We start from the raw sequence: 22,337 nt of genomic DNA on the forward strand, positions 1-22,337 counted from the left end.
GCCTGGATCGTGTCGTCCAGGGTGACTCCTCGACGGTCACAAGGCGGCCCTGTTCGTACCGCTGATCGCCGCACTCGGCGCGGCCCTGATCAGCGCCTTCGGTCTGCGCAAGCCCGCGGACGACGTGACCGGCGCGCCTGCGCCCGCATGCGCCTCCGTCGAGGTCTGATCCCCACTCCATCCCGCACACAGGTCGAAGGGCCAGGTCCTAGGGGGTGTCTCGTCGGTCAGGCCGGATCAGGGAGCGGCGTCTGGTGCCGTGCATCGCAAGGCGGAGGAGGGAGTCGATGCGGAGCATCGGCGACTGACGACAACGCGGCGAGGCGCGGTGCCAGACGCCGCGAGCCCGGCCTGATCGACGAGACACCCCCTAGCGGGAACCGTCCCGGACCGCCCCGCCCGGCGCCGCCGCGAACACCACCCACACCTGCCCCGGCGCGAACGTCATCGCCGCGCCGTCCGCCGTCGTGAACCGGGTGCCGTCCGCGGCCGCCGGACGCTCCCAGCGCGCGTCGAAGGCCCGGCCGTCGCGCAGCACCGTGGCCCGTCCCGAGCCGACGGTCTGGGTGTACGGGGTGGTGTTGCCGAGGAAGTCGTGGAAGCGGGAGCCGCGGACCGTCACGTACTGCACCACCACCGTGGCCGCGGCCACCCGCTGTCCGCCGGTGGTGACGCTCGCCCGGCCGTCCATGGCCACCAGCCAGCGGGCCCGGTCCGGCGACCAGGTGAAGGTGAACCGCGCCGCCGGGAAGCGCACGCTCCGGGCCTTCTCGGGGGTGCCGCCGGGCGGCGCGGCACCGTAGCGGAAGCCGGTGGTCAGCGCGGCCGCGCCGGGCGGTGACGGGACCAGGTCCTTCGGCCGCAGGAACAGGTCGTGCGGGGCGGCGCGGTCCGCGTCCCGGTAGAAGGCGCCGGAGGACTCCTCGGGGGTCACCGCGGTCAGCGGGGCCCGGTCGATCAGCGGCAGCAGCTTGCCCTGCGCGCCCGAGAACGCCAGCACCGGCCGGGTGAACTGGCGCAGCAGCTCCAGATCGGACTCCCGGGCGCTGCGCACGGGCCCGACGGCGGGCGGCAGCTTCGTCGCGTAGAGCGCCATCAGCCGGCTCAGGCCGCCCTCGACCTGCTCGGCGTAGACGACGTCGGCGGCGTCCAGGCCGGTCGGGGGCCGGGCGGCGGGCGCGTTGTCGATCTTCACGGCCAGGACCGGGCCGGGCGGGGGCGTGCGCGGCGAGGGGCTGCTGGACGCGGAGTTGCTGGAGGCGGGGGAGCGGCCGCCGCCGGGCTCGTCCCGGGAACTGGTGCAGCCGGCCGCCAGGCCGAGGGCCACCGCCGCGGCCAGCAGGGCCGGCCCGAACGTGCCCCGCCGCGTGCGCGGTCCGTGTGCCTGGTCCACCGGCGTCACCCCGTTGGTCGTGGTGTCGATTGTGCGCTCGGGCGACGGTTCCTGGCCATACCGGATCAGTCGTGATCGCTCACCGGCCGTGCACGCCGTCCGCGCTGTCCGGGCCGTCCGCGCTGTGCATCCGTGGCGCACGCGTGCCCCCGCGTGCCGACGCGGCGCGCGCGGTCACGGCCGGCGCCCGCCGCGGTTCGGCGGCCGGGCCCGCGGGTACCCGGCGACACCCGGCATCCGGTGATCCGGACCCCGACTCGGTGGAGGGAGCACGGCGCGATGAAGGCAGTGACCTGGCAGGGAAAGCGGGACGTACGGGTGGAGGAGGTGCCCGACCCGAAGATCGAGGAGCCGACGGACGCGATCATCCGCATCACCTCCTCGGGGCTGTGCGGATCCGATCTGCACCTGTACGAGGTGCTCACGCCGTTCATGACCCCCGGCGACATCCTCGGCCACGAGCCCATGGGCATCGTCGAGGAGGTGGGCGCGGGGGTGCCGGACCTGGCGGTCGGTGACCGGGTGGTGGTGCCGTTCCAGATCGCGTGCGGCACCTGCTGGATGTGCCTGACCGGACTGCCCACCCAGTGCGAGACCACGCAGGTCAGGAGCCAGGGCATGGGCGCGCCCCTGTTCGGCTACACCCGCCTGTACGGCGCGGTGCCGGGCGCCCAGGCCGAGTACCTGCGCGTCCCGCAGGCCCAGTTCGGCCCGATCAAGGTGCCCGAGGGCCCGCCCGACGACCGGTTCGTCTACCTGTCCGACGTCCTGCCCACCGCCTGGCAGGCGGTCGCCTACGCGGACGTCCCCCAGGGCGGCAGCGTCGCCGTGCTCGGCCTCGGACCGATCGGCGACATGGCCTGCCGCATCGCCCAACTGCGCGGCGCCGGACGGGTGTTCGGCGTCGATCTGGTGCCCGAGCGGCTGAGCAGGATGCGCGCGCGGGGCGTGGAGACGTACGACCTCAGGTCGTTCGACAGTGAGAAGGAACTGGTCGAGGCGATCCGCGACGAGACCGACGGCCGCGGCCCGGACGCCGTCATCGACGCGGTCGGCACCGAGGCCCACGGCAGCGCGATCGCCAAGCTGGTGCAGAACGCCGCCGCCGTCATGCCGCGCAAGCTGAGCGGCCCGATGGCCGAACGCTTCAGCGTCGACCGGCTCGCCGCCCTGTACACCGCCATCGAACTGGTGCGCCGCGGCGGCACCATCTCGCTCTCCGGTGTCTACGGCGGCATGGCGGACCCCCTGCCGCTGCTGACCATGTTCGACAAGCAGATCCAGCTGCGGATGGGCCAGGCCAACGTCCGCCGCTGGGCCGACGACATCATCCCGTACCTCACCGACGAGGACCCGCTCGGCGTCGACGACTTCGCCACCCACCGGGTGCCGTTGTCCGAGGCCCCGCAGGCCTACGAGATGTTCCAGCGCAAGCAGGACAGCGCGGTCAAGGTGCTGATGCAGCCCTGAGTCCCCGCGCCGCCCGGGGCGCTCAGGTGCCCAGGATCTCCGCGAGGTCGTACCGGACCGGCTCCTCCAGCTGCGCGTAGGTGCAGCTCTCGGGGGTCCGGTCCGGGCGCCAGCGGCGGAAGCGGGCGGTGTGCCGGAACCGCTGCCCGTTCTCCATGTGGTCGTACGCCACCTCGGCCACCCGTTCCGGTGCCAGCGGCACCCACGACAGGTCCTTGCGGCCCGACCAGCGGCTCGGCGCCCCCGGCAGGCGCGCCGTCTCGTGCGCGGACTCCTCGGACCAGGCCGCCCACGGGTGCCCCGAGACGTCGTCCAGGCGCAGCGGCTCCAGCTCCTCGACCAGCTCCGCCCGCCGCTTCATGGTGAAGGCGGCGGACACGCCCACGTGCTGGAGCGTGCCCCGGTCGTCGTACAGGCCGAGCAGCAGCGAGCCCACCACCGGCCCGCTCTTGTGCAGCCGGTACCCGGCGACCACGACGTCCGCGGTGCGCTCGTGCTTGACCTTGAACATGGCGCGCTCGTCCGGCCGGTAGCGCACGGTCAGCGGCTTGGCGATCACCCCGTCCAGGCCCGCCCCCTCGTACTCCTCGAACCAGCGCCGCGCCACCTCGATGTCGGTGGTCGCGGGCGCCAGGTGCACGGGGGCCGTCACCCCCGACAGCTCCCGCTCCAGCCGCTCCCGCCGCTCGGTCAGCGGGGCGGTCATCAGCGACTCGTCCCCGAGGGCGAGGAGGTCGAACACGACGAGGGACGCCGGCGTGCGCTCCGCCAGCGTCCGCACCCGCGAGTCGGCCGGGTGGATCCGCTCGGTCAGCGCATCGAAGTCCAGGTGCCCCTCCCGGGCGATCACGATCTCCCCGTCCACCACGCACCGCTCGGGCAACCGCTCCCGCACCGCCGTCACCAGCTCGGGGAAGTACCTGGTCAGCGTCTTGCCGGTGCGGCTGCCGAGCTCGACCTCGTCCCCGTCGCGGAACACGATCGCGCGGAAGCCGTCCCACTTCGCCTCGTACTGCATGTCCGCGGGGATCGACGCGACCGCCTTGGCGAGCATCGGCAGGACAGGGGGCATCACCGGCAGATCCATGCGTCGATTCTGCGCCCGTACGTCCGTCTGCGCCCGATGTGCGAGGTATGCGGGGTACGCCTACCGTGGCTCGCATGGGTGACGCGGTGGAACTGGAGGTCGGCGGCCGGACCGTACGGCTGTCCAGCCCGGACAAGGTCTTCTTCCCCGAGCGCGGTTTCACCAAGCTGGACCTCGCCCGCTACTACCTCGCCGTCGGCCCCGGCATCCTGCGCGCCCTGCGCGACCGGCCGACCACCCTGGAGCGCTACCCCGAGGGCGTGGGCGGGGAGAACTTCTTCCAGAAGCGGGCGCCGAAGAACATGCCCGACTGGATCCCCACCGCGCACATCACCTTCCCCAGCGGGCGCAGCGCCGACGAGATGTGCCCCACCGAGGTGGGCGCGGTCGTGTGGGCCGCCCAGTTCGGCACGCTCACCTTCCACCCCTGGCCGGTGCGCCGCGACGACGTCGACCACCCCGACGAACTGCGCATCGACCTCGACCCTCAGCCCGGCACCGACTACGACGACGCCGCTCGCGCCGCCCACGAACTGCGGGCGGTGCTGGACGAGTTCGGCGGGCTGCGCGGCTTTCCCAAGACCTCCGGCGGCCGGGGCCTGCACGTCTTCGTGCCCATCGAACCGCGCTGGACCTTCACCCAGGTCCGCCGTGCCGCCATCGCCGTCGGCCGGGAGATGGAACGCCGCATGCCGGAGCGGGTCACCATCAAGTGGTGGAAGGAGGAGCGGGGCGAGCGGATCTTCATCGACTACAACCAGACGGCCCGCGACCGCACGATCGCCTCCGCCTACTCCGTGCGCCCCCGCCCGCACGCCCCCGTCTCCGCGCCGCTGCGCTGGGAGGAGGTCGGCGTCGCCCACCCGCAGGACTTCGACCTCGCGACCATGCCCGCGCGCTTCGCCGAACTCGGCGACGTGCACGCGGACATGGACGACCACCGCTACTCGCTGGAGTCCCTGCTCGACCTGGCCCGCCGCGACGAGCACGACCACGGCCTGGGCGACCTGCCGTACCCGCCGGAGTACCCGAAGATGCCGGGCGAGCCCCGGCGGGTCCAGCCGAGCCGGGCAAAGAAGGACTCCTGAGCACAACTCGCTCGCGTCTACAGCTCCTTGATCCGTACGTCCCGGTACGACACCACGTCCGACGTGCTGTGCACCTGGAGCCCGACGTAGCCGGAGGCGAAGCGCCGCCCGTCCGTGCCCGGGTCGTCCGAGCGCGGCGGACTGAACTCCTGCCCGCCGAGGTTGTCGAACTCGTTGATCAGCACGCCGTTGCGGTGGACCGAGTAGTGCTGGCCGACCACGCGGACCTCGTAGTCGTTCCAGGTGCCCTTCTGGGTCACGCCCGCGCCGGCCAGGCCCACGCGGTCGAATCCGTAGAGGGAACCGGTCTTGTACGCGTCACCGTCGGGCTGGTCGAACACCTGCACCTCGTGCCCGTACTTGATGGCGACCCACTCGGGCCGCGGCTCCTCCGGGTGGTCGTGGACCCAGGGGAACCGCACGAAGACGCCGGAGTTGGCGTTGCCGGTGCCCGGCGCGTCGTCCCGCCACTGGAGCTTGAGCGAGAAGTCGCCGTACTTGCGCTTCGGGTACCACAGCATGCCCAGGCCGGGCGCGGTGGTGCCGCTGGTGATCGAGCCGTCGGCGTTCCGCGCGAACGAGCCGCCGCCCACCTGCTCCCAGCGGGCGAAGGACTCCGGGGTGGCGTCCAGGATCGTGCGGTAGCCCTCGGTGTGGCCCGGCGTGCCGATGCCGGACCTGCGGGCCGTGTCCTGGACGGCGTCGTACTCGCGCTGGTCGAGCGCGCCCTCGCGCAGCAGCCGGTCCAGGACGGTCGTGACGTGCTTGAGGAACAGCGCCTGGGACGTCCACTCCTTCTCGTCCTCGACGAGTTCGCCGATCCGGCACCGGTTGTCGGTGACCCGGTTGCGCACGCCCGAGTCGACCGTGCCGACCACGACCGTCAGCCGCTCGTCGTGCTCGGGGCAGGGCGGCGCGGGGACCCCGCCGCCGGCCACCACGGTGAAGCCGACCGTGCGTGCCGCGGAGGTGTTGCCGGCCTTGTCGGTGGCCCGGTACGCGACCGTGTGGGCCCCGGCCCGGTCGACCACCAGCGGTCCGCCGTACGCGAGGTAGGGGCCGCCGTCGAGTGCGTACTCGATCCGGTCGACCCCAGACCCGCCGCTGTCGGTCGCGGCCACCGTGACCCGCGCGCTGCCGACGTACGCCCCGTCGGAGTCGCGCGTGCCCTCCACGGTCGCGCCCGTCACCGGCGGCACGGTGTCCCGCGGCGGCGTGGCCACCACGGTGAAGGCGACGCTCTTCTCGGCGGAGGCGTTGCCCGCCTTGTCGGTGGCCCGGTACCGCACGGTGTGCGCGCCGACCTGGTGGACCATCACCGGCTGGGTGTACGGCTGCCAGGAGCCGCTGTCGACCGCGTACTCCACGGTGTTGACGCCGGACCCGGTGTCCGAGGCGGACACGGTGACCGTCGCCATGTCGAGGTAGGCACCGCCGGCGTCCCGCTCGCCCGTCACGGTCGCCGAGGTCTCCGGCGCCGTGGTGTCGTCCGAGGGCGGGGCGACGACGGTGAACGTCACGCCCTTCTCCGCGGAGGCGTTGCCCGCCTTGTCGAAGGCCCGGTGGCGCAGCGTGTGGGAGCCGACCGTGTCGACGACGACCGGCGCGGTGTACGGCTGCCAGGTGTCCGCGGCGTCGAGCGCGTACTCCACGCGGTCCACGCCGGAGCCGCCCGCGTCGGTCGCGGTGAGCGCGACGGAAGCCGAACCGACGTATGCGCCCTGCGCGTTGCGCGAGCCGGTCACCGCCGCCGACGTCTCGGGCGCCGTGGTGTCCTCGCCGCCGCCCTCGGTCACCACGAGGACGCCCTGCATCTGTCCGTGGCCGGGGATCGTGCAGTGGTAGAGGTAGCGGCCCGGACTCAGCGTGACCTCGGCGGTGTGGCGCCCGCCCCGGTCGTCGTTCGGGTTGGCCAGGATGTTGAGCTGCACGTCGCCGTTGAACTCGGGGTCGCTGGTCACGAACGTCAACGTGTGCGGCATGCCCGTGGTGTTGCCGGTGGCCGCGCTGTTCTCGAAGACGATCGTCGCCGGACCCGCGACGGCCGTCGCGGGCACCGACGCGTACCGGGTGATGTCGTCGCCCGCCGTCCAGGTGAGGACCTGCTGGGCCGCGGCGGGAACCCCCGGCGCCGGCGCGCCGAGGGTCTCCGGGCCCGCCTGGGCGGCCGCGGGCAGGCCGAGCAGCAGCAGGAGACCGGCCAGCAGGGCCGTCAGGACTCTTCGGTGACCCCTCACTGTCCCGCTCCCCTCGCCAGTAGGCCGGCGGCCGGTGTCGGACCGCCGCCCGTATAAGTGATTCGCCACAGCGCCGACTTGGCGTCGGAGGTGAAGAACCCGCGCCCGTAGTCCAGGACGTACAGGGAGCCGTCGGGGCCGAACTTCCAGTCCATGAGGTTCTTGATGCCGTCGTTGCCGACCGGCACGATCCGCTTCAGCGACTCCGCGTGCACCGGCAGGCCGCCGTCGCCCTGGGTCGCCGGGTCCATGAGGACGGCGTTGCGCGGCTGGTCCGCGTCGTAGAAGTCGCCGACGAACCACTTGCCGTCCCAGTACGCCGGCCACTTGGCCGGGCCCGCAGCGGCGTCGTAGCGGTAGACCGGGCCGTTCATCGCGGCCTGGCCGCCGCCCTTGAGCCACGGCAGCCGGTAGGTGGCGTCCGCCGGCCGGTACGTGGGCACCCCGTTGGCGTCGCGTGGGTAGTCCGGGCCGCCGCCCTGCGGCGAGTACCAGATGTTGTTGCCCGTCACCGGCGGCAGGTTCACCAGGCCGTCGTTGTTCGGGGACTCGTTCTTCGGGTGGTCGCAGTCGTACCAGCCGAGCGGTCGCGACGGGTCGGGCAGGTTGCGGTCCCGGTAGGGCTGCTTGTTGCCCATGCAGTACGGCCAGCCCCGGTTGCCCGCCCGGGTGATGACGGCGAAGGTGTCGTACTTGGCCGGGCCCCAGACGGGGGAGGGCGCCGAGGCGTCCGGGCCGACCCAGCCCGCGTAGAGGACGTCGGTCGACTTGTCGACGAAGATGCGCGCCGGGTTGCGCACGCCCATCACGTAGATCTCGCCGCGCGTCTTGCCGCCGCCCTCCGCGGTCTCCCGGCCCGTGAAGAGGTTGCCCTCCGGCAGCGTGTACGTCCCGTCGGGCTCCGGGTGGATGCGCAATATCTTGCCGTTGAGGTTGTGGGTGTTGCCGGCGGTGCGGCGCGCGTCCGCGAAGGACACGCCCTTGTAGTTCGGCTGCGGGTTGTTGCCCGAGTAACCGTCGCTGAAGCCGCTGGAGTTGTTGTCCCCGGTGGCGATGTACAGGTTGCCCCGGGAGTCCCAGGCCATCCCGCCGCCCGCGTGGCAGCAGCTGTGGATCTGCACCGGCCAGGCCAGCAGCACCTTCTCGCTGCCCGGGTCGAGCCGGTTCGTCGCGAGGTCGAGCGTGAAGCGGGAGACGCGCCGCTCGGCCATCCGCGTCTCGCGGTCGATCCGCGCGTGGGGCGTGTAGTGCAGGTACACCCAGCCGTTGCGCTCGAAGCCCGGGTCCAGCTCGATGCCGAGCAGCCCCTCCTCCACCTTGACCAGCTCGTCGCCGCCGCCCTTGTTGCCGAAGACCGTCAACTCCCCGGCCAGGGTGACCTTCCCGGTCCGCGGGTCGTAGACGTGGATCTGCCCCGTGCCCCTGCCGACGGCGGGGTCGTTCCAGTCGGTGACTACCGGCTGCGAGGCGTCGGCACCGCCGCGGCCGATGTACAGCACCCGTCCGTCGGGTGCGGTGACCAGGCCGTGCGGCTCGCCGATCTGGTCGTTGCGGCCCGGCTGGTTGGGCGGGGTGAGCCGCTGCGCCGTGTAGTTGCCGGCGATGGTCGCCTTGCAGTCCGCCTGCACCAGCCGCGTCGTCCACAGCAGGGCGCCGCGCAGGTGCACGCGGAAGTCGCTCTCGTCGTACGAGGACACCGTGCCGCCCATGCCGGTGTAGAAGGAGCGGCCGCCGTCGTAGTCGCGGCACCAGCTGATCGGATGGTCCCAGCCGTTCGCGCCCGTCCCCGGCCGGTAGGTCGACTCCCGTACCCGGGCGACCGTGTGCACGTCCCCGGACGGGTTCTTCACCCAGTTCGGCCACTGGTCGGGCCGCTTCCACTGCGGGGGCAGGTCCTGGGTGGCCGGATGCCGCCGGTCCCCGACCTCGACGACCGCCCGCTGTACGGCCGTGGGGCTCGAGGGTGACGGACGGGCACCGATCAGCCCGGTGAACCAGTCCGAGTACGGTTCCGCGCGCGCCGCGTCGTGGATGCCGACGAAGCCCCCGCCGGCCTCCATGTACGTCTCCAGACCGGCCTCCTGCTCCGGGTCCAGCACGTCCCCGCCGCCGGTCAGGAAGACCACGGCGTTGAACCGGCCGAGCCGGTCGGCGCGGGTGAAGACGGCGGGGTCGCCCGTGGCCTCCACCGTGAAGCGCTGGTCGGCCGGGCCGGTGAGGCCGATCCGCTCGATGGCCTCGATGCCGGCGTTCACCAGCGGCGACTCCTCGCCCTCCGCCGCGGACCCGTGGAACAGCAGCACCCGTACGTCCGCGGAGCCGGGCGGCGACGGGATGGACATCGTTGTCAGGGGTGGTTCGGGCGCCGGCCTCGCAGTGGCCGCCGGGGCGGACAGCAGTCCGGCGGCGACCGCGGCGGTCGCGGTGACCGCCCAGGTTCGTCTTCTCGCGCTCAACCCTCGTAAGTGCATGGGCACCTCCTCGGTCTCGGCAGCAGCGCCATGGAACCTAGACCCCTTTGCCACGCCCGCCAAGGGGTACGGACGCGATCCGGCTGACTTTGTCCTGAGTGTGGATGAACGACGGCTGGGCCGGTACCTTCACTCGGGCGAACACCGCCCACGCCTCCCCAGCCTCCCCCAACGGATGGAGAGTTCGGCATGGACCGACGCACCTTCAACCGACGTCTGCTCGCGGGCGGCGCGGTCGCCGCGGCCTCCTTACCCGTGGCACCCCTGGTGTCCTCGGCGGCCGGCGCCGACGCCTCCGCGGCCGACGGGCCCGTGCGCACGGCTCCGGCCGGCGGCCAGGTGAAGCACCTCAGGCTCTACGCCGAGAAGCTGCCGGACGGGCAGATGGGCTACGGCCTGGAGAAGGGTGCGGCGACCGTCCCCGGCCCGCTGATCGAGTTGAACGAGGGCGACACCCTGCACGTCGCGTTCGAGAACACGATGGACGTACCCGTGAGCCTGCACGTGCACGGCCTGGACTACGAGATCACCAACGACGGCACCCGGCACACCGGCAGCGACGTCGAGCCGGGCGGCACCCGCACGTACACCTGGCGCACCCACGCCCCGGGCCGCCGCGAGGACGGCACCTGGCGGGCGGGCAGCGCGGGCTACTGGCACTACCACGACCACGTGGTGGGCACCGAGCACGGCACCGGCGGCATCCGCAAGGGGCTCTACGGCCCGGTGATCGTCCGGCGCAAGGGCGACGTCCTGCCGGACAGGACGTACACCATCGTCTTCAACGACATGCTCATCAACAACCGCCCGGCCCACGGCGGACCCGACTTCGAGGCGACCACGGGCGACCGCGTCGAGTTCGTGATGATCACCCACGGCGAGTACTACCACACCTTCCACCTGCACGGTCACCGCTGGGCCGACAACCGCACCGGCCTGCTGACCGGCCCCGACGACCCCAGCCGGGTGATCGACAACAAGATCGTCGGCCCCGCCGACTCCTTCGGCTTCCAGGTGGTCGCGGGGGAGGGGGTGGGCGCCGGTGCCTGGATGTACCACTGCCACGTCCAGAGCCACTCCGACATGGGGATGGTGGGCCTGTTCCTGGTGAAGAAGCCGGACGGGACGATCCCGGGGTACGAGCCGCACGACCACGGGGGGCACGGCTGACGGGGGCGGCGGCCCGCGGGCCCCGGCGTCGGCGCCCGTGTCGGCGGAGGCTCCCCGGCGCGGCGCCCCGGCCCCCGCCCTCGGCCGGAACCGGCACCCCTCCGGAGCTATCCTGAGCGGCAGCCGCCGACGAGGAGTTCCACCGTGACCGACACCGCCCCACGACCGACCCTGGAGGCCGTGGCCGCGCGGGCCGGTGTCTCACGGGCGACCGTGTCGCGGGTCGTCAACGGCGGCGACGGGGTGCGCGAACCCCTGGTGGAGCGGGTGCGGCGGGCCGTGGAGGAACTGGGGTACGTCCCCAACCAGGCCGCCCGCAGCCTGGTCACGCGCCGCCACGACGCGGTCGCCGTCGTCATCGCCGAGCCGGAGGCCCGGGTCTTCGCCGACCCCTTCTTCGCGCTCCAGCTGCGCGGCATCAGCAAGGAGCTCACCGCGCACGACAACCAGCTGGTGCTGCTGCTCACCGAGGGCCGCGACGACCACGCACGCGTGGCCCGCTACCTCGCCGGGGGACACGTCGACGGCGCGCTGGTCTTCTCGCTGCACCTCGACGACCCGCTGCCCGGTCTGATCCAGGGCGCGGGCGTCCCCACCGTCTTCGGCGGCAGGCCCGGCTGGAGCGACGGCCGCGCCGCCGACACCGGGCCCACGGTCTACGTCGACAGCGACAACCGCGGCGGGGCCCGGGACGCCGTGCGCCACCTGGCCTCGCTCGGCCGCACCCGGATCGCCCACATCACCGGCCCCCTCGACCAGACCTCCGCGGCCGACCGGCTGGACGGCTACCGCGACGTCATGGGCGACACCGACCCGGAGCTGGTCGCCGAGAGCGACTTCACCCCGGCCGGAGGGGAGCGCGCGATGCGCGACCTCCTCGACCGCCGGCCCGCACTGGACGCGCTGTTCGCCGCGAACGACCTCACCGCGGCCGGGGCGCTGCGGGTGCTGCGCGAGCGCGGGCTGCGGGTGCCCGAGGACGTCGCCGTCGTCGGTTTCGACGACATGCTGCCGGTCGCCGAGCAGACGGACCCGCCGCTGACGACGGTGCGGCAGGACATCGAGGAGATGGGCCGGCTGATGGCCCGCCTGCTGCTGCGCCGCCTGGACCGCCCCGGCACCGGCCAGGGCGCGACCGACGAGGACGGCCCGGGCGGCACGCCCACCGCGCCCGACGATCCCGACGACGCCGGGGCCGGCGTGGTCCTGCCGACCACCCTGGTCCGCCGCGCGTCGGCCTAGGCAGTGTCTTTCCGATCATTGGGCTGGTCGTGAGGGATGGGGAGATGACTGACGCCGCGTGAGTGCGGCCTGCGGGCTTGGCTCGGGGAAGGTGGCGGGACCACTGCCAGGTGCTGGAGGGCATCGTGTCCACGTTCCGCACCGGGCTGCCGTGGAGGGATCTGCCGGAGCGGTTCGGGCCGTGGCAGCCCAGACACGATCGACAAGACGCTGCCCAGGGCCTGTCCAACGGATCACGACGTCGTAGGCTGCAAGGTGAGGCGATCGCCGGCGTTGTTGACTCCCGCCCGGTCTGGTCATTCACCTCGAGAAGGGCCATGGGCGCACTCAGCGCCTGCGTACCCGTGCTCACAGACGCGGGAGCTCACGTTCCTCCGGTCGATTTCAGCATCTCCAGCAGTACGCGCGCGTCCCGCACGGTGGGATGCGCTTCACCGAGGTGTTTGACCGCCTCCCCGACCACCCGTTCGGCGTTGGCCACCCCGCCGGGCTGGTCGCAGCCGAGCATGGCGTGTGAGACGCGCAGTCGCAGCGTCAGGGGGTGCGCCGCGCCGAGGAGGGTACGCGCCTCTTGCATGAACTCGCCACACTCGTGACGCGTCTGCGCCATCTCCCGGTTCTCGGCCTCCTGCTCCCACGCATGGATCCGCGCTTCGAGCTCTGCGGCGGTGCTACGTGCAGGTGCCGTGTCGCGGAGGGGCATTGCACGCCGGACACCCTCGCCTTCCAGGCTGTCGGCGACAGGCGCCGTGAGCGCGCCGGTCGACAGCGCGCGCGTCGGGGCCACGTCGCCCTCGGCAGCAGCCCTCGCCCTCGTGTCGGCGAGCGTCTCGTAAAAGCGGGTGGCCGGCATCGTGGCATACGCGGCGACGAGCTCCTGGGCCTCCTGCGAGAGGGGGAGAGGGCCGAGATCGCCGTCTGCCACTCCGGGTTGCAGGGCCTCGGCCACCTCGTGAGGCGTCGGCCTCCGTGCCGGATCGAGCTGCAGGCACGAGCGCACCACATCGTGCAGTGCGGAGGGCAGGCCGTCCAGATCCGGTGCGCCGGCCCGGATGTTGGCGACGGCGGTCGCCGTGTCCCCGCCCCAGGGACTGCGCCCCAGCGCCAGTCGGGCCAGCACGGTTCCCAGGGAGAACACGTCGCTGGCCGCGGTGAACACAGGCTGCTCGCGCAGCTGTTCGGGCGACGCGTAGGTGTAGGTTCCGGCGAAGCCGCGACGCGGCTCGGTGAGCCGCTCGATCTGTGCGATGCCGAAGTCGATGACGCGCGGCCCGTCCGCCGTGAGCAGGACGTTGCCCGGTTTCAGATCGAGGTGGACGATCCCTTGCGCGTGGATGGCGCTCAGAGCGGCCGCTATGCCGGCTCCCAGTCCTCGTACGGTCGGCTCGTCGAGCCTGCCGCTCTGCTCGAGGAGTTCCTGGAGCGAGGGGGCGGCCACGTACGGCACGGCCATCCACGGCGTGTCGCCGTCGGGGTCGGCGGCGATCACCGGCACGGTGAACCGTCCGCTGACCCGTTGGGCCGCCTGCACCTCATGGGCGAAGCCCTGTCTGACGCTGGGAACGTTCGCGTACCGGGCGTGCAGGGTCTTCACCGCAACCATCACCCCGTCGGGGTCCTGGCAGAGGTAGACGTCGCCGAAGCCGCCCCGGCCCACTCGCTCCAGTACGTCGTACCCGCCGAACGCGGACGGTCCCTCCGTGTCCGTGGCGGGCCGCACCCGGCCCACCTCCCGCCACTGCCCGAACGCCTCGGCTCCCGGGTGGAACGTCACACCACCGGCTGCGAGCCGTGCGGTTGCCTGCTCCGGAGCAGCCGACTCTTCCGGTACGACGACCACGGGGGCGTACACCGGTTCGGAACCGGTGAAAGCGTAGGCCTCGACCTGGACGTTCGAGGAATCCATGCACGACACGTACACCCCCAGCAGCCCCAGACGCCGGCACAGCTGGGCCTCCGCGGCCCTGGGCCGACGGTCCGGGCGGGCGAAGTACACCGCCGTGGCTTCCCACCGCTGCTTCGCCAGGTGACGTATCACCGCCGACCACTGCTCCGCGGGGATCTGGGCCGGCGCACGGCTGTCCGTCTCGTCGAGGACGACGGCGACACACGTGGCGTGCGCGGTTTCCGGCCGGCGTGCCAGGACACCGCACGCCGTCTGGGGCGCGGCCTGCACCTTCTGCCCCAACAGCGTTCCGGTGTGCTGCCCGATGCGGAAGGTGACGTGCGCGGCGCTGCGGGCGAGCTCTTCGCGCTGGCCGAGAAGGATGTCGTGCTCGCGAGTTCCCGGCCCGCGTCCCTGCAGGGCCATGCAGGCGAGGACCGCGTCGAAGCGTTCGGCCGCCTCCGCGTGGTCCCCCGCGTTCACCGCGGCCTTGGCCTGCGCGACGAGCGCGGAGAGAGTCTGCGCACTGGCGTGTCCGTAAAGGTCCTCGGACTGGGCCGCTATCTGGCCGTACAGGCGCCCGGCCCGGCGGAAGTCACCGGAGGCCTCAACTTCTGCCGCTGCTGCGATGAGGTTCTGCAGACCGTCGTGACCGCCCTCGTTGCCGAACGGCAGACCTGCGGCGAGTTCCGCATAGCGTTGGCGGGCGATCCCGGTCAGGTGGTGTGTCGGCCCGAGTTCCTGCTGTGCGCCGCGCAGCATCTCGGCGAAGGTACGCAGCGCGGCCGCGGTGTCACCTGCCTGATGCTGCCAGTACCCGACCTCGCACATCATGGACAATGCCGTCTCGGGGCGGCCCTGTTGTACGGCCACCCGTCGCATGATCTCGTAGCGGTTCACGGCCTCCTGGAACCGGCCGGCCCTGCCGTACCAGTGCGCCAACTGGTGCCGGGCGAGTTCGGAGTCCGGGTGGTGCGGTCCCTGGAGCCTCTCCCGGTCCGCCAGCAACCGGGCGAACAGCTCCACCGCCTGCTCGGGATGCCCGGACTCTCCTGTCCAGTGCGCCAATTGATGGCGCACCGCCAGTGTCTCGACGGCCTCGGGCCCGTATTGTCGCGCCGCTTCGGCGACCGCAGCTCCGTAGCGGCTCACGGCCTCGGCGGCGTCCCCCCGTCGGCCCGCCTGTTCAGCTGCCGCGGTGTCAGCCGGTGGTGACGGGCGATCCCCGGTGTCCGACGTTTCCTTCGCCTTGCGCCTGCCCCACTTCACCACAAACCCACCCCCAGGTCGGAGCGTCACCACACGTCACGTGCACGGACGTTCGTGCCGATCCAAGCTACCCAACTTCCGGTGGGGCCTGATCGCTTGCCGAGCAATCTCCAGGGGAGAGTGCGTGCGGGACTTCGAGGTGCGCTCGTTCCCGGGCCGGCACCACCACACCCCGTCGGTGTCCACGCGTTCGCCTACTTGCGGGCGTTCGCGTGGCGCAGGTGTACTGCGGGCGCGCTCCGTGACGTACGTGTGCGGCGGGGTCCCGGAGTCGTCATGGTTGAGCTACGCGTGCGGAGCAAGAACGGCGGCGACGGCCTCGTCGAGGGTGGTGGCCGGGCGGCCGAGAACCTGCGGCAGATCGCCGGTCTGCTGCTCCAGAGCGCCGCTCCGGACCTGTTCCTCCAGCCAGCCCTGGGCGCCGGGCGCGCGGTCGGGCCGGTCCCGGCGCACGACGGGCCTGCCTCCGGAACGGCTCAGTGCGTGGGCGAGGTCCTCGTAGGTCCACAAGCTGCCGGTGAAGTCGTAGGCGCGGCCGAGGTGGCCGTCCTCGGTCAGCACACGGGCCGCGGCCTCGGCGAGGTCACGGCGCAGGGCGGTGTTGATGCCGCGTCCGCCGGTGCCGTCGGCCAGCTCGCCCGAAGCGACGGCATCGCGCAGGCCCGGGTGGAGGAACGCCTCGCTGTAAAAGGGGTGACGCAGCAGTGTGTGGGGCAGCCCGCTCGCCGCCAGGTGGCGCTCGGTGGCGTGATGAGCCGCGGTGACGCCGTCAGCCTGGGTGCCGGCTCCAAGGAAACTGGTGTAGACGATCGAGCCCACCTCGGCATCGCGTGCTGCGTCGACAGCCGCCCGGTGCTGAGCGGCACGCCGGACGGGGTCCAGCTCGGGAGAGGAGATCAGCAGCAGCCGGCTGGCGCTCTCGAACGCCGTACGCAGCGTCTTCGGCACGTCGTAGTCAGCTGTACGGATCGTCACTCCGCGGTCGGCGAGATCCGCGGCCTTGCCCGGGTCACGCACCGCGGCTGTGACTTGGTCGGCGGGGCACCGTTCCAGCAGCCGGTCGATGACCAGCCTGCCGAAAGCTCCCGAAGCAGCCGACACGACAATCATGCACAACTCCCCTACCGCGAGGCGGCCGCCGTCGGCACAGCGGCTCGGACGACCCGCGTCGAACGTCCGGCTCACCTTCGGCGAACAGCGCACCGCGCGTCAAAACCTTTTCGGCGAGCCCGGCGGAGTGGGACTGGAGCGCTGGGACGGCAGTGCGCAGCCCGTCGGCGGGCCCGTCGGCCGGGGCGAGGGCGCCCTTCCGGACCGCGCGGACGGCGTTCGGGCCGGCTGGTAGGACGATCCAGTAGGAGGCGGCATGAGCTGATATGTATTGATCCGCCCAGACCCACAGGGGCTTCTCAGCGGCGGCCCGGCCCTGTACGCACTCGTCTGGCTCCGGACGTGATCGACGAGACGCTGCCTGGCCCCGCCTCGACCCACCTGGCCTTGCGGCCGCCGCTGCTGCCGTCGACCCTCACGCCCCCTCGGGGCCGTCCTGCCCCGGCTGCCGGGGCGCGCTCCTGATCACCGCGAAGCGGGCGCCGTAGGGGTCGGCGAGCCGGGCGACGCGGCCGACGCCCGGGAGGTCCGTGGCGGGGCTGCGGACCGTGCCGCCGAGGTCCCGCGCGGTGGCGACCACGGCGTCGGTGTCCTCGACCTCGAAGTACGGCAGCCAGGAGGCCCCGGCCTCCGCCTCCAGCGGGTCCTCGGACAGCGGGACGATGCCGCCGAACATGGCGTCCTCGCCCTGCCCGCCCGGCAGCAGGGTGGTGTACGTGCCGCCGGGGAAGTCGACGCCGTAGGTCTCCAGACCGAGGGCCGCGCGGTAGAAGTAGGCGGCCATGGGCAGGTCGGCCGTGTACAGCTCGATCCAGCACAGCGAGCCCGGCTCCTGGACCAGGTCCAGCCCCTTGGTCCGGCCCGGCTGCCAGATGCCGAACGGCACGTCCGCCTTGTCGGCGAGGATCGCCATGCGCCCCCGGTCCAGCACGTCCAGCGGCCCGGTCAGCACCTTGCCGTGGGCGTCCTCGGCCGCCCGCGCCGTGGCATCGGCGTCCGAGGTCAGGAAGTACACGGTCCAGGACGGCGGCCCCTGCTCGGCGGAGGTCTGCATGCCGCCCGCCACGGTTCGCCCGGCGAGCTGGAAGAAGCCGTACCCGCCCGCCTCGGGCGGGCCGGGGCGGTACTCCCAGCCGAACAGACCGCCGTAGAAGGAAGCGGCGCCGTCGATGTCGGGGGTGCCGACGTCGAGCCAGTTCGGCGAGCCGGTGACATCACGGATGGTGAGCATCTGCGCCCTCCTTCGAGGGATCCCGTTGCCTGTACTGCCGAGTCTGGCACCCGCCACCGACAAGCGCCGCCGAACCGCCCGTCCGGGCCGGTCCGCACGGCCGGCCACCGGGCCGGCGCCCGCTGCGCGGTTTTCCCCGCGCGCCGCCGTGCGCCGGGGCGCCGCGCGGGGTCATCATCGGGACGGCCGGGCCCTGTCCGCCCGCGTTGATCAGTCGTTGAGTGAACGTTTTTCGGCGACCGGCACGCTCCTGGGCATGTTCACCGACACCATCACCACGCCCGACCTCACCTGGCAGCGGGAGGCGCTGTGCGCGCAGACCGGGGCGGACTTCTTCTTCCCCGAGCCCGGCAGCTCGGTGCGTGACGCGAAGCGGATCTGCGGCCTGTGCCCGATCCGCTCCGCCTGCCTCGAGTACGCCCTCACCCACGACGAGCGCTTCGGCGTCTGGGGCGGCCTGTCCGAGAAGGAACGCCTCCACCTGAGGCGCACCCCCTCCTGACTCCCGACTCCTCCGCGCACGCAGCGCGTGCGCCCGGGACCGCGGCGCGAGCCGTTCCCGCCCCCTCGCTCAGCCCGCCGCCCGCGCCGCCATCCGGGCCTTGCGGGCCGCCAGGCGCTCGTCGAACTTCGCGGCCTCCGCGTCCAGGCCGCCCAGGAACAGGCCCAGCTCGTCCTGGGCCTGCTGGCCCTCGGGGCCGAGGCCGTCGATGTCCATGACCTTCAGGAAGCGCAGCACGGGCTGCAGGACGTCGTCGTGGTGGATGCGCAGGTTGTAGACCTCGCCGATGGCCATCTGCGCGGCCGCCCGCTCGAAGCCAGGGATGCCGTGGCCCGGCATGCGGAAGTCGACCACCACGTCCCGCACCGCCTGCATCGTCAGGTCGGGGGCGAGCTCGAAGGCGGCCTTGAGCAGGTTGCGGTAGAACACCATGTGCAGGTTCTCGTCGGTCGCGATGCGCGCGAGCATGCGGTCGCAGACCGGGTCGCCCGACTGGTGGCCGGTGTTGCGGTGGGAGATGCGGGTCGCGAGCTCCTGGAAGGCGACGTAGGCGACCGAGTGCAGCATCGAGTGCCGGTTGTCGGACTCGAAGCCCTCGCTCATGTGGGCCATCCGGAACTGCTCCAGCTGGTCCGGGTCCACCGCGCGCGAGGCGAGCAGGTAGTCGCGCATCACGATGCCGTGCCGGCCCTCCTCGGCCGTCCAGCGGTGCACCCAGGTGCCCCAGGCGCCCTCGCGGCCGAAGAGGCTGGCGATCTCGTGGTGGTAGCTGGGCAGGTTGTCCTCGGTGAGGAGGTTCACCACCAGCGCGATCCGGCCGATCTCGGTGACCTTCGACTGGTCCTTCCGCCAGGCCTCGCCGTCCTCGAAGAAGCCGGGGAAGTTGCGGGCGTCGCTCCACGGCACGTACTCGTGGGGCATCCAGTCCTTGGCGACCGTCAGGTGCCGGTTGAGTTCCTTCTCGACCACTTCCTCCAAGGCGTACAGCAGCCGGGCGTCGGTCCAGCCGGCGGCGCTGCCGAGGTGCGGGGAAGTGATCGTCACGGGAACTCCAGGGGACGCGGGAACAGAACGGAACGGTCCGGCGAGCGGTGCCGAACTTACGAAAGCGTAGGCTACGTACCCGTAGGTTACGAAGCCGTAGGTTAAGGCCGCCGTAAAGACCGCTGATCAGCCCGGCCGGAGCGGCACCGGCGGGTCGGGCGTGGCCGGGACGGATCCCCCCAAAAGCCTCAGGTTCGCGCAGGTCCGGGACCTGACGGAGACACCGGGTTCCCCGTCAGGCGTACAGCTCCCGCAGCCGCACCGAGAGGCACGTCACACAGCCCTCCAGCTTCTCGAACTCGCTGATGTCCACCACGACCACCCCGAAACCGAGGTCGGTGAGCAGTTCGGCCGTGCGCGGGGCGCTCGCCGCCATCAGCAGCCGGTCGCCGCCGAGCAGCACCACGTGCGCGCCCGACTCCTCCGGCACCGACAGGAAGCGCGGGAACAGCGACGGCCGGTCGACCTTCGGGATGTGCCCGATCACCGTGCCGTCGGGCAGCGCCGTCACGGCCGACTTCAGGTGCAGCACCCGGCTCACCGGGACGGCCACCACGCGCGCGCCCAGCGGCTCGAACGCGGCGCGCAACTGCTGCACCCCGGCCGCGTCGGTCCGCCCGCCCCGGCCGACGTACACCGTGTCGCCGACCTTCAGCACGTCACCGCCGTCCAGCGTGCCCGGCTCCCAGATCCAGTTCACCGAGCAGCCCAGGCGCGCCACGGCCTCCTCGACGCCCGCTGTCTCCCCCCGACGGGACTCGGCGCCGGGCCGGGTGATCAGGGCGACATTGCGGAACACCACCACGGCGTCCTCGACGAACACCGCGTCCGGGCAGTCGTCGGCGGGCTCGACCTCGACGGTCTCCCAGCCGTGCGCGCGCAGCGCCTGCGCGTACGCCTCCCACTGCTCGACGGCGAGGTCCACGTCGACGTCCGCCCGCTCGACGTGCGTGACCAGCCCTTCGGCGAGGCGCGGGCCGGGGCGGCGGATGAGGGCCTTCTTGCTGGGCACGTCCGTGTCTTCCGTGTCGTTCCGTGTTTCTGGTGTTACTGGTGTTTCTCGCGTCGTCCCGTGGTGCGGGTGCCGGCGGTGGGCCGGGCGGCGCCGCTCGCGCCGCGCCGGTCCGCCATCATGCAGCCCCGGGGCACCAGGACCAAACCCCCGCCTACTCCGCCTCCGTCAGCTCCTCCCACGAGGTCTCCCGCAGCTCCCCGTCGAGCAGCAGCCACCGGGTGATGCCGATCGACTCCAGGAACGGCAGGTCGTGACTGGCCACGACCAGCGCCCCCTCGTACGACTCCAGCGCCGAGGTGAGCCGGCGCACGCTCGCCATGTCCAGGTTGTTCGTCGGCTCGTCCAGCATCAGCAGCTGGGGCGCGGGCTCGGCGAGCATCAGCGCCGCCAGCGCCGCCCGGAACCGCTCCCCGCCGGACAGCGTCCCGGCCCGCTGGTCGGCGCGCGCGCCGCGGAACAGGAAGTGGGCCAGCCGGGCGCGGACACGGTTGTTGGTGGCGCCCGGCGCGAACCGGGCCACGTTCTCGGCGACCGTCAGCGTGTCGTCGAGGACGTCCAGCCGCTGCGGCAGGAACCGCAGCGGCACGTGCGCGTGCGCCTCGCCGGCCGCCGGGGCCAGCTCGCCGGCGACGGTGCGCAGCAGCGTCGTCTTGCCGGCGCCGTTGCGCCCGACCAGCGCGACCCGCTCGGGTCCGTGCAGGTCGAGGGAGACCGTCACGGGTGTGCCGTACGCGAGCCGCAGTTCGCGCAGGGAGAGGACGCCGCGCCCCGGCGGCACGGCGGTGTACGGCAGTTCGACACGGATCTCGTCGTCGTCCCGTACGGCGTCCACGGCCTCGTCGAGCCGATCGCGGGCCTCGGCGAGCCGTTCCTCGTGCAGGATGCGGTGCTTGCCGGCGGACTCCTGCGCCGCCCGCTTGCGCGCCCCCATCACGATCTTGGGCTCGCGCTTCTGCTCCCACATCTTCTGCCCGTACCGCTTGCGGCGGGCCAGCTTGACCTGGGCGTCGGTGAGTTCGCGCTTCTGCCGGCGCACGTCGGCCTCGGCGACGCGCACCATGCGCTCGGCCGCCTCCTGCTCGACGGCGAGGGCCTCCTCGTAGGCGGTGTAGTTGCCGCCGTACCAGACGACCTCCCCGCCGCGCAGGTCGGCGATCTGGTCGACCAGGTCGAGGAGTTCGCGGTCGTGGCTGACCACGACGAGCACGCCGGGCCAGGACGCCACGGCCGCGTACAGCCGCCGTCGCGCGTACAGGTCGAGGTTGTTGGTGGGCTCGTCCAGGAGCAGCACGTCGGGCCGGCGCAGCAGCAGCGCGGCCAGCCGCAGCAGCACGGACTCGCCGCCGGAGACCTCGCCGACCGTGCGGTCGAGGCCGATGTGGCCGAGGCCGAGTTCGCCGAGGGTGGCCAGGGCGCGTTCCTCCACGTCCCAGTCGTCGCCGACGGCCTCGAAGTGCTCCGGGCGCACGTCGCCGCCCTCGATGGCGTGCAGCGCGGCCCGCCGCTCGGCGATGCCGAGGGCCTGGTCGACGCGCAGCCGGGTGTCGAGCGTGACGTTCTGCGGGAGGTGGCCGATGTCCCCGGCGACCCGGACGGAGCCGTCGACGGGGGTCAGTTCCCCGGCGATCAGCTTCAGCAGGGTGGACTTCCCCGATCCGTTGACGCCGACGAGCCCGGTGCGTCCGGGACCGAAGGAGACGTCCAGCCCGTCGAGGACGGTGGTGCCGTCGGGCCAGGCGAAGGAGAGGGAGGTGCAGGCGATGGAATGAGCGGTATGCGTCAAGTGGGGCCTCGCGGTTGCGGAGTGCGGTCAGGGCAACGCGTATCGAGACACCGGGGGGGGGCGACCGCAGGACGGCGGGGCACGGGAGGATCCACCCGGGGACAGGGGAAGGAGGCCTGCTCCGGCCCTGTTGCACGAGGACGGCTCGACACGCCGAGGTCGCACGCGGCACGCACACCCGACGGGCGTGCGGCGGTGTCTCATGACCTCAGAGGAGCAACGTCCTTCTCCAATCGGCGGCAACAGGACCTCGTCCACGGTAGGAGCCCCGGCGGCCGGGGTCAACCGGATTACGGCGCGGCACGCACAGGTCGGATTCCTGCCAGCTACGCCCGGGTCC

General features: G+C 72.6%; 15 protein-coding genes and 1 pseudogene. 6 read left to right on the forward strand and 10 right to left on the reverse strand.

Going from position 1 to position 22,337, the window contains the following annotated elements:
- Nucleotides 1-370: 370 nt before the first annotated feature.
- Nucleotides 371-1,393, reverse strand: a complete 1,023-nt coding sequence (locus tag E4U91_RS30435) for a DUF3048 domain-containing protein (protein WP_241678744.1) — start codon at nucleotides 1,391-1,393, stop codon at nucleotides 371-373.
- A gap of 279 nt (nucleotides 1,394-1,672) precedes the next feature.
- On the opposite strand from E4U91_RS30435, the gene E4U91_RS30440 reads away from it, so the two are divergent.
- Nucleotides 1,673-2,863 (forward strand): zinc-dependent alcohol dehydrogenase, encoded by a 1,191-nt coding sequence (locus E4U91_RS30440; protein WP_137309778.1) that lies wholly within the window; start codon nucleotides 1,673-1,675, stop codon nucleotides 2,861-2,863.
- A gap of 22 nt (nucleotides 2,864-2,885) precedes the next feature.
- Here E4U91_RS30440 and E4U91_RS30445 read toward each other — a convergent pair whose 3' ends face one another.
- Nucleotides 2,886-3,950 (reverse strand): ATP-dependent DNA ligase, encoded by a 1,065-nt coding sequence (locus E4U91_RS30445; RefSeq protein WP_137309779.1) that lies wholly within the window; start codon nucleotides 3,948-3,950, stop codon nucleotides 2,886-2,888.
- Nucleotides 3,951-4,024: 74 nt separating this feature from the next.
- On the opposite strand from E4U91_RS30445, the gene ligD reads away from it, so the two are divergent.
- On the forward strand, nucleotides 4,025-5,038 hold the full coding sequence (gene ligD, locus E4U91_RS30450; RefSeq protein WP_137309780.1) for a non-homologous end-joining DNA ligase: 1,014 nt from the start codon (nucleotides 4,025-4,027) through the stop codon (nucleotides 5,036-5,038).
- 17 nt (nucleotides 5,039-5,055) lie between these two features.
- On the opposite strand, the gene E4U91_RS30455 is transcribed toward ligD, so the two are convergent.
- Together E4U91_RS30455 and E4U91_RS30460 are read right to left on the reverse strand one after the other, a co-directional pair.
- Nucleotides 5,056-7,275: an OmpL47-type beta-barrel domain-containing protein gene (locus E4U91_RS30455; protein WP_137309781.1), complete on the reverse strand. Its 2,220-nt coding sequence runs from the start codon at nucleotides 7,273-7,275 to the stop codon at nucleotides 5,056-5,058.
- Nucleotides 7,272-9,746, reverse strand: coding sequence for a ThuA domain-containing protein (locus E4U91_RS30460; RefSeq protein ID WP_137309782.1), 2,475 nt, complete (start codon nucleotides 9,744-9,746; stop codon nucleotides 7,272-7,274). Before E4U91_RS30460 ends, E4U91_RS30455 begins: the two co-directional genes overlap by 4 nt.
- 189 nt (nucleotides 9,747-9,935) lie before the next feature.
- On the opposite strand from E4U91_RS30460, the gene E4U91_RS30465 reads away from it, so the two are divergent.
- The 3 genes and pseudogenes from E4U91_RS30465 to E4U91_RS39250 form a co-directional block, all read left to right on the forward strand.
- Complete coding sequence (locus E4U91_RS30465; RefSeq protein ID WP_137309783.1) at nucleotides 9,936-10,916, forward strand: multicopper oxidase domain-containing protein; 981 nt, start codon at nucleotides 9,936-9,938, stop codon at nucleotides 10,914-10,916.
- A 144-nt stretch (nucleotides 10,917-11,060) separates the two neighbouring features.
- Nucleotides 11,061-12,158 (forward strand): LacI family DNA-binding transcriptional regulator, encoded by a 1,098-nt coding sequence (locus E4U91_RS30470; protein WP_137309784.1) that lies wholly within the window; start codon nucleotides 11,061-11,063, stop codon nucleotides 12,156-12,158.
- 89 nt (nucleotides 12,159-12,247) lie between these two features.
- Nucleotides 12,248-12,361: pseudogene (locus tag E4U91_RS39250) on the forward strand (transposase); the annotation flags it as partial.
- Nucleotides 12,362-12,522: 161 nt separating this feature from the next.
- On the opposite strand, the gene E4U91_RS30480 reads toward E4U91_RS39250, so the two are convergent.
- The 3 genes from E4U91_RS30480 to E4U91_RS30490 all read right to left on the reverse strand — a co-directional run bounded on the left by E4U91_RS30480 (nucleotide 12,523) and on the right by E4U91_RS30490 (nucleotide 17,653).
- Entirely contained in the window at nucleotides 12,523-15,195 is a 2,673-nt protein-coding gene (locus E4U91_RS30480) for a protein kinase domain-containing protein (RefSeq protein ID WP_137309786.1), read from the reverse strand.
- A gap of 402 nt (nucleotides 15,196-15,597) precedes the next feature.
- On the reverse strand, nucleotides 15,598-16,422 hold the full coding sequence (locus tag E4U91_RS30485; RefSeq protein WP_174867878.1) for an NAD(P)H-binding protein: 825 nt from the start codon (nucleotides 16,420-16,422) through the stop codon (nucleotides 15,598-15,600).
- A gap of 415 nt (nucleotides 16,423-16,837) precedes the next feature.
- Nucleotides 16,838-17,653, reverse strand: a complete 816-nt coding sequence (locus E4U91_RS30490) for a VOC family protein (protein ID WP_137309787.1) — start codon at nucleotides 17,651-17,653, stop codon at nucleotides 16,838-16,840.
- 256 nt (nucleotides 17,654-17,909) lie between these two features.
- Between E4U91_RS30490 and E4U91_RS30495 the strand changes: the two genes are divergently transcribed.
- Nucleotides 17,910-18,155 carry a WhiB family transcriptional regulator gene (locus E4U91_RS30495; RefSeq protein ID WP_174863844.1) on the forward strand — a complete coding sequence of 82 codons (246 nt, stop codon included), beginning with the start codon at nucleotides 17,910-17,912 and terminating at the stop codon, nucleotides 18,153-18,155.
- Nucleotides 18,156-18,224: 69 nt separating this feature from the next.
- On the opposite strand, the gene E4U91_RS30500 is transcribed toward E4U91_RS30495, so the two are convergent.
- From E4U91_RS30500 to E4U91_RS30510, 3 genes are all read right to left on the reverse strand, one after another.
- Complete coding sequence (locus tag E4U91_RS30500; RefSeq protein WP_137309789.1) at nucleotides 18,225-19,199, reverse strand: acyl-ACP desaturase; 975 nt, start codon at nucleotides 19,197-19,199, stop codon at nucleotides 18,225-18,227.
- A gap of 235 nt (nucleotides 19,200-19,434) precedes the next feature.
- Nucleotides 19,435-20,211, reverse strand: a complete 777-nt coding sequence (gene ddaH / locus E4U91_RS30505) for a dimethylargininase (RefSeq protein ID WP_137309790.1) — start codon at nucleotides 20,209-20,211, stop codon at nucleotides 19,435-19,437.
- Between the two features lie 154 nt (nucleotides 20,212-20,365).
- Entirely contained in the window at nucleotides 20,366-21,997 is a 1,632-nt protein-coding gene (locus tag E4U91_RS30510; protein ID WP_137309791.1) for an ABC-F family ATP-binding cassette domain-containing protein, read from the reverse strand.
- Nucleotides 21,998-22,337: the final 340 nt, after the last annotated feature.

The organism is Streptomyces lasalocidi (assembly GCF_005280215.1).
GTDB classification, from domain to species: domain Bacteria; phylum Actinomycetota; class Actinomycetes; order Streptomycetales; family Streptomycetaceae; genus Streptomyces; species Streptomyces longwoodensis.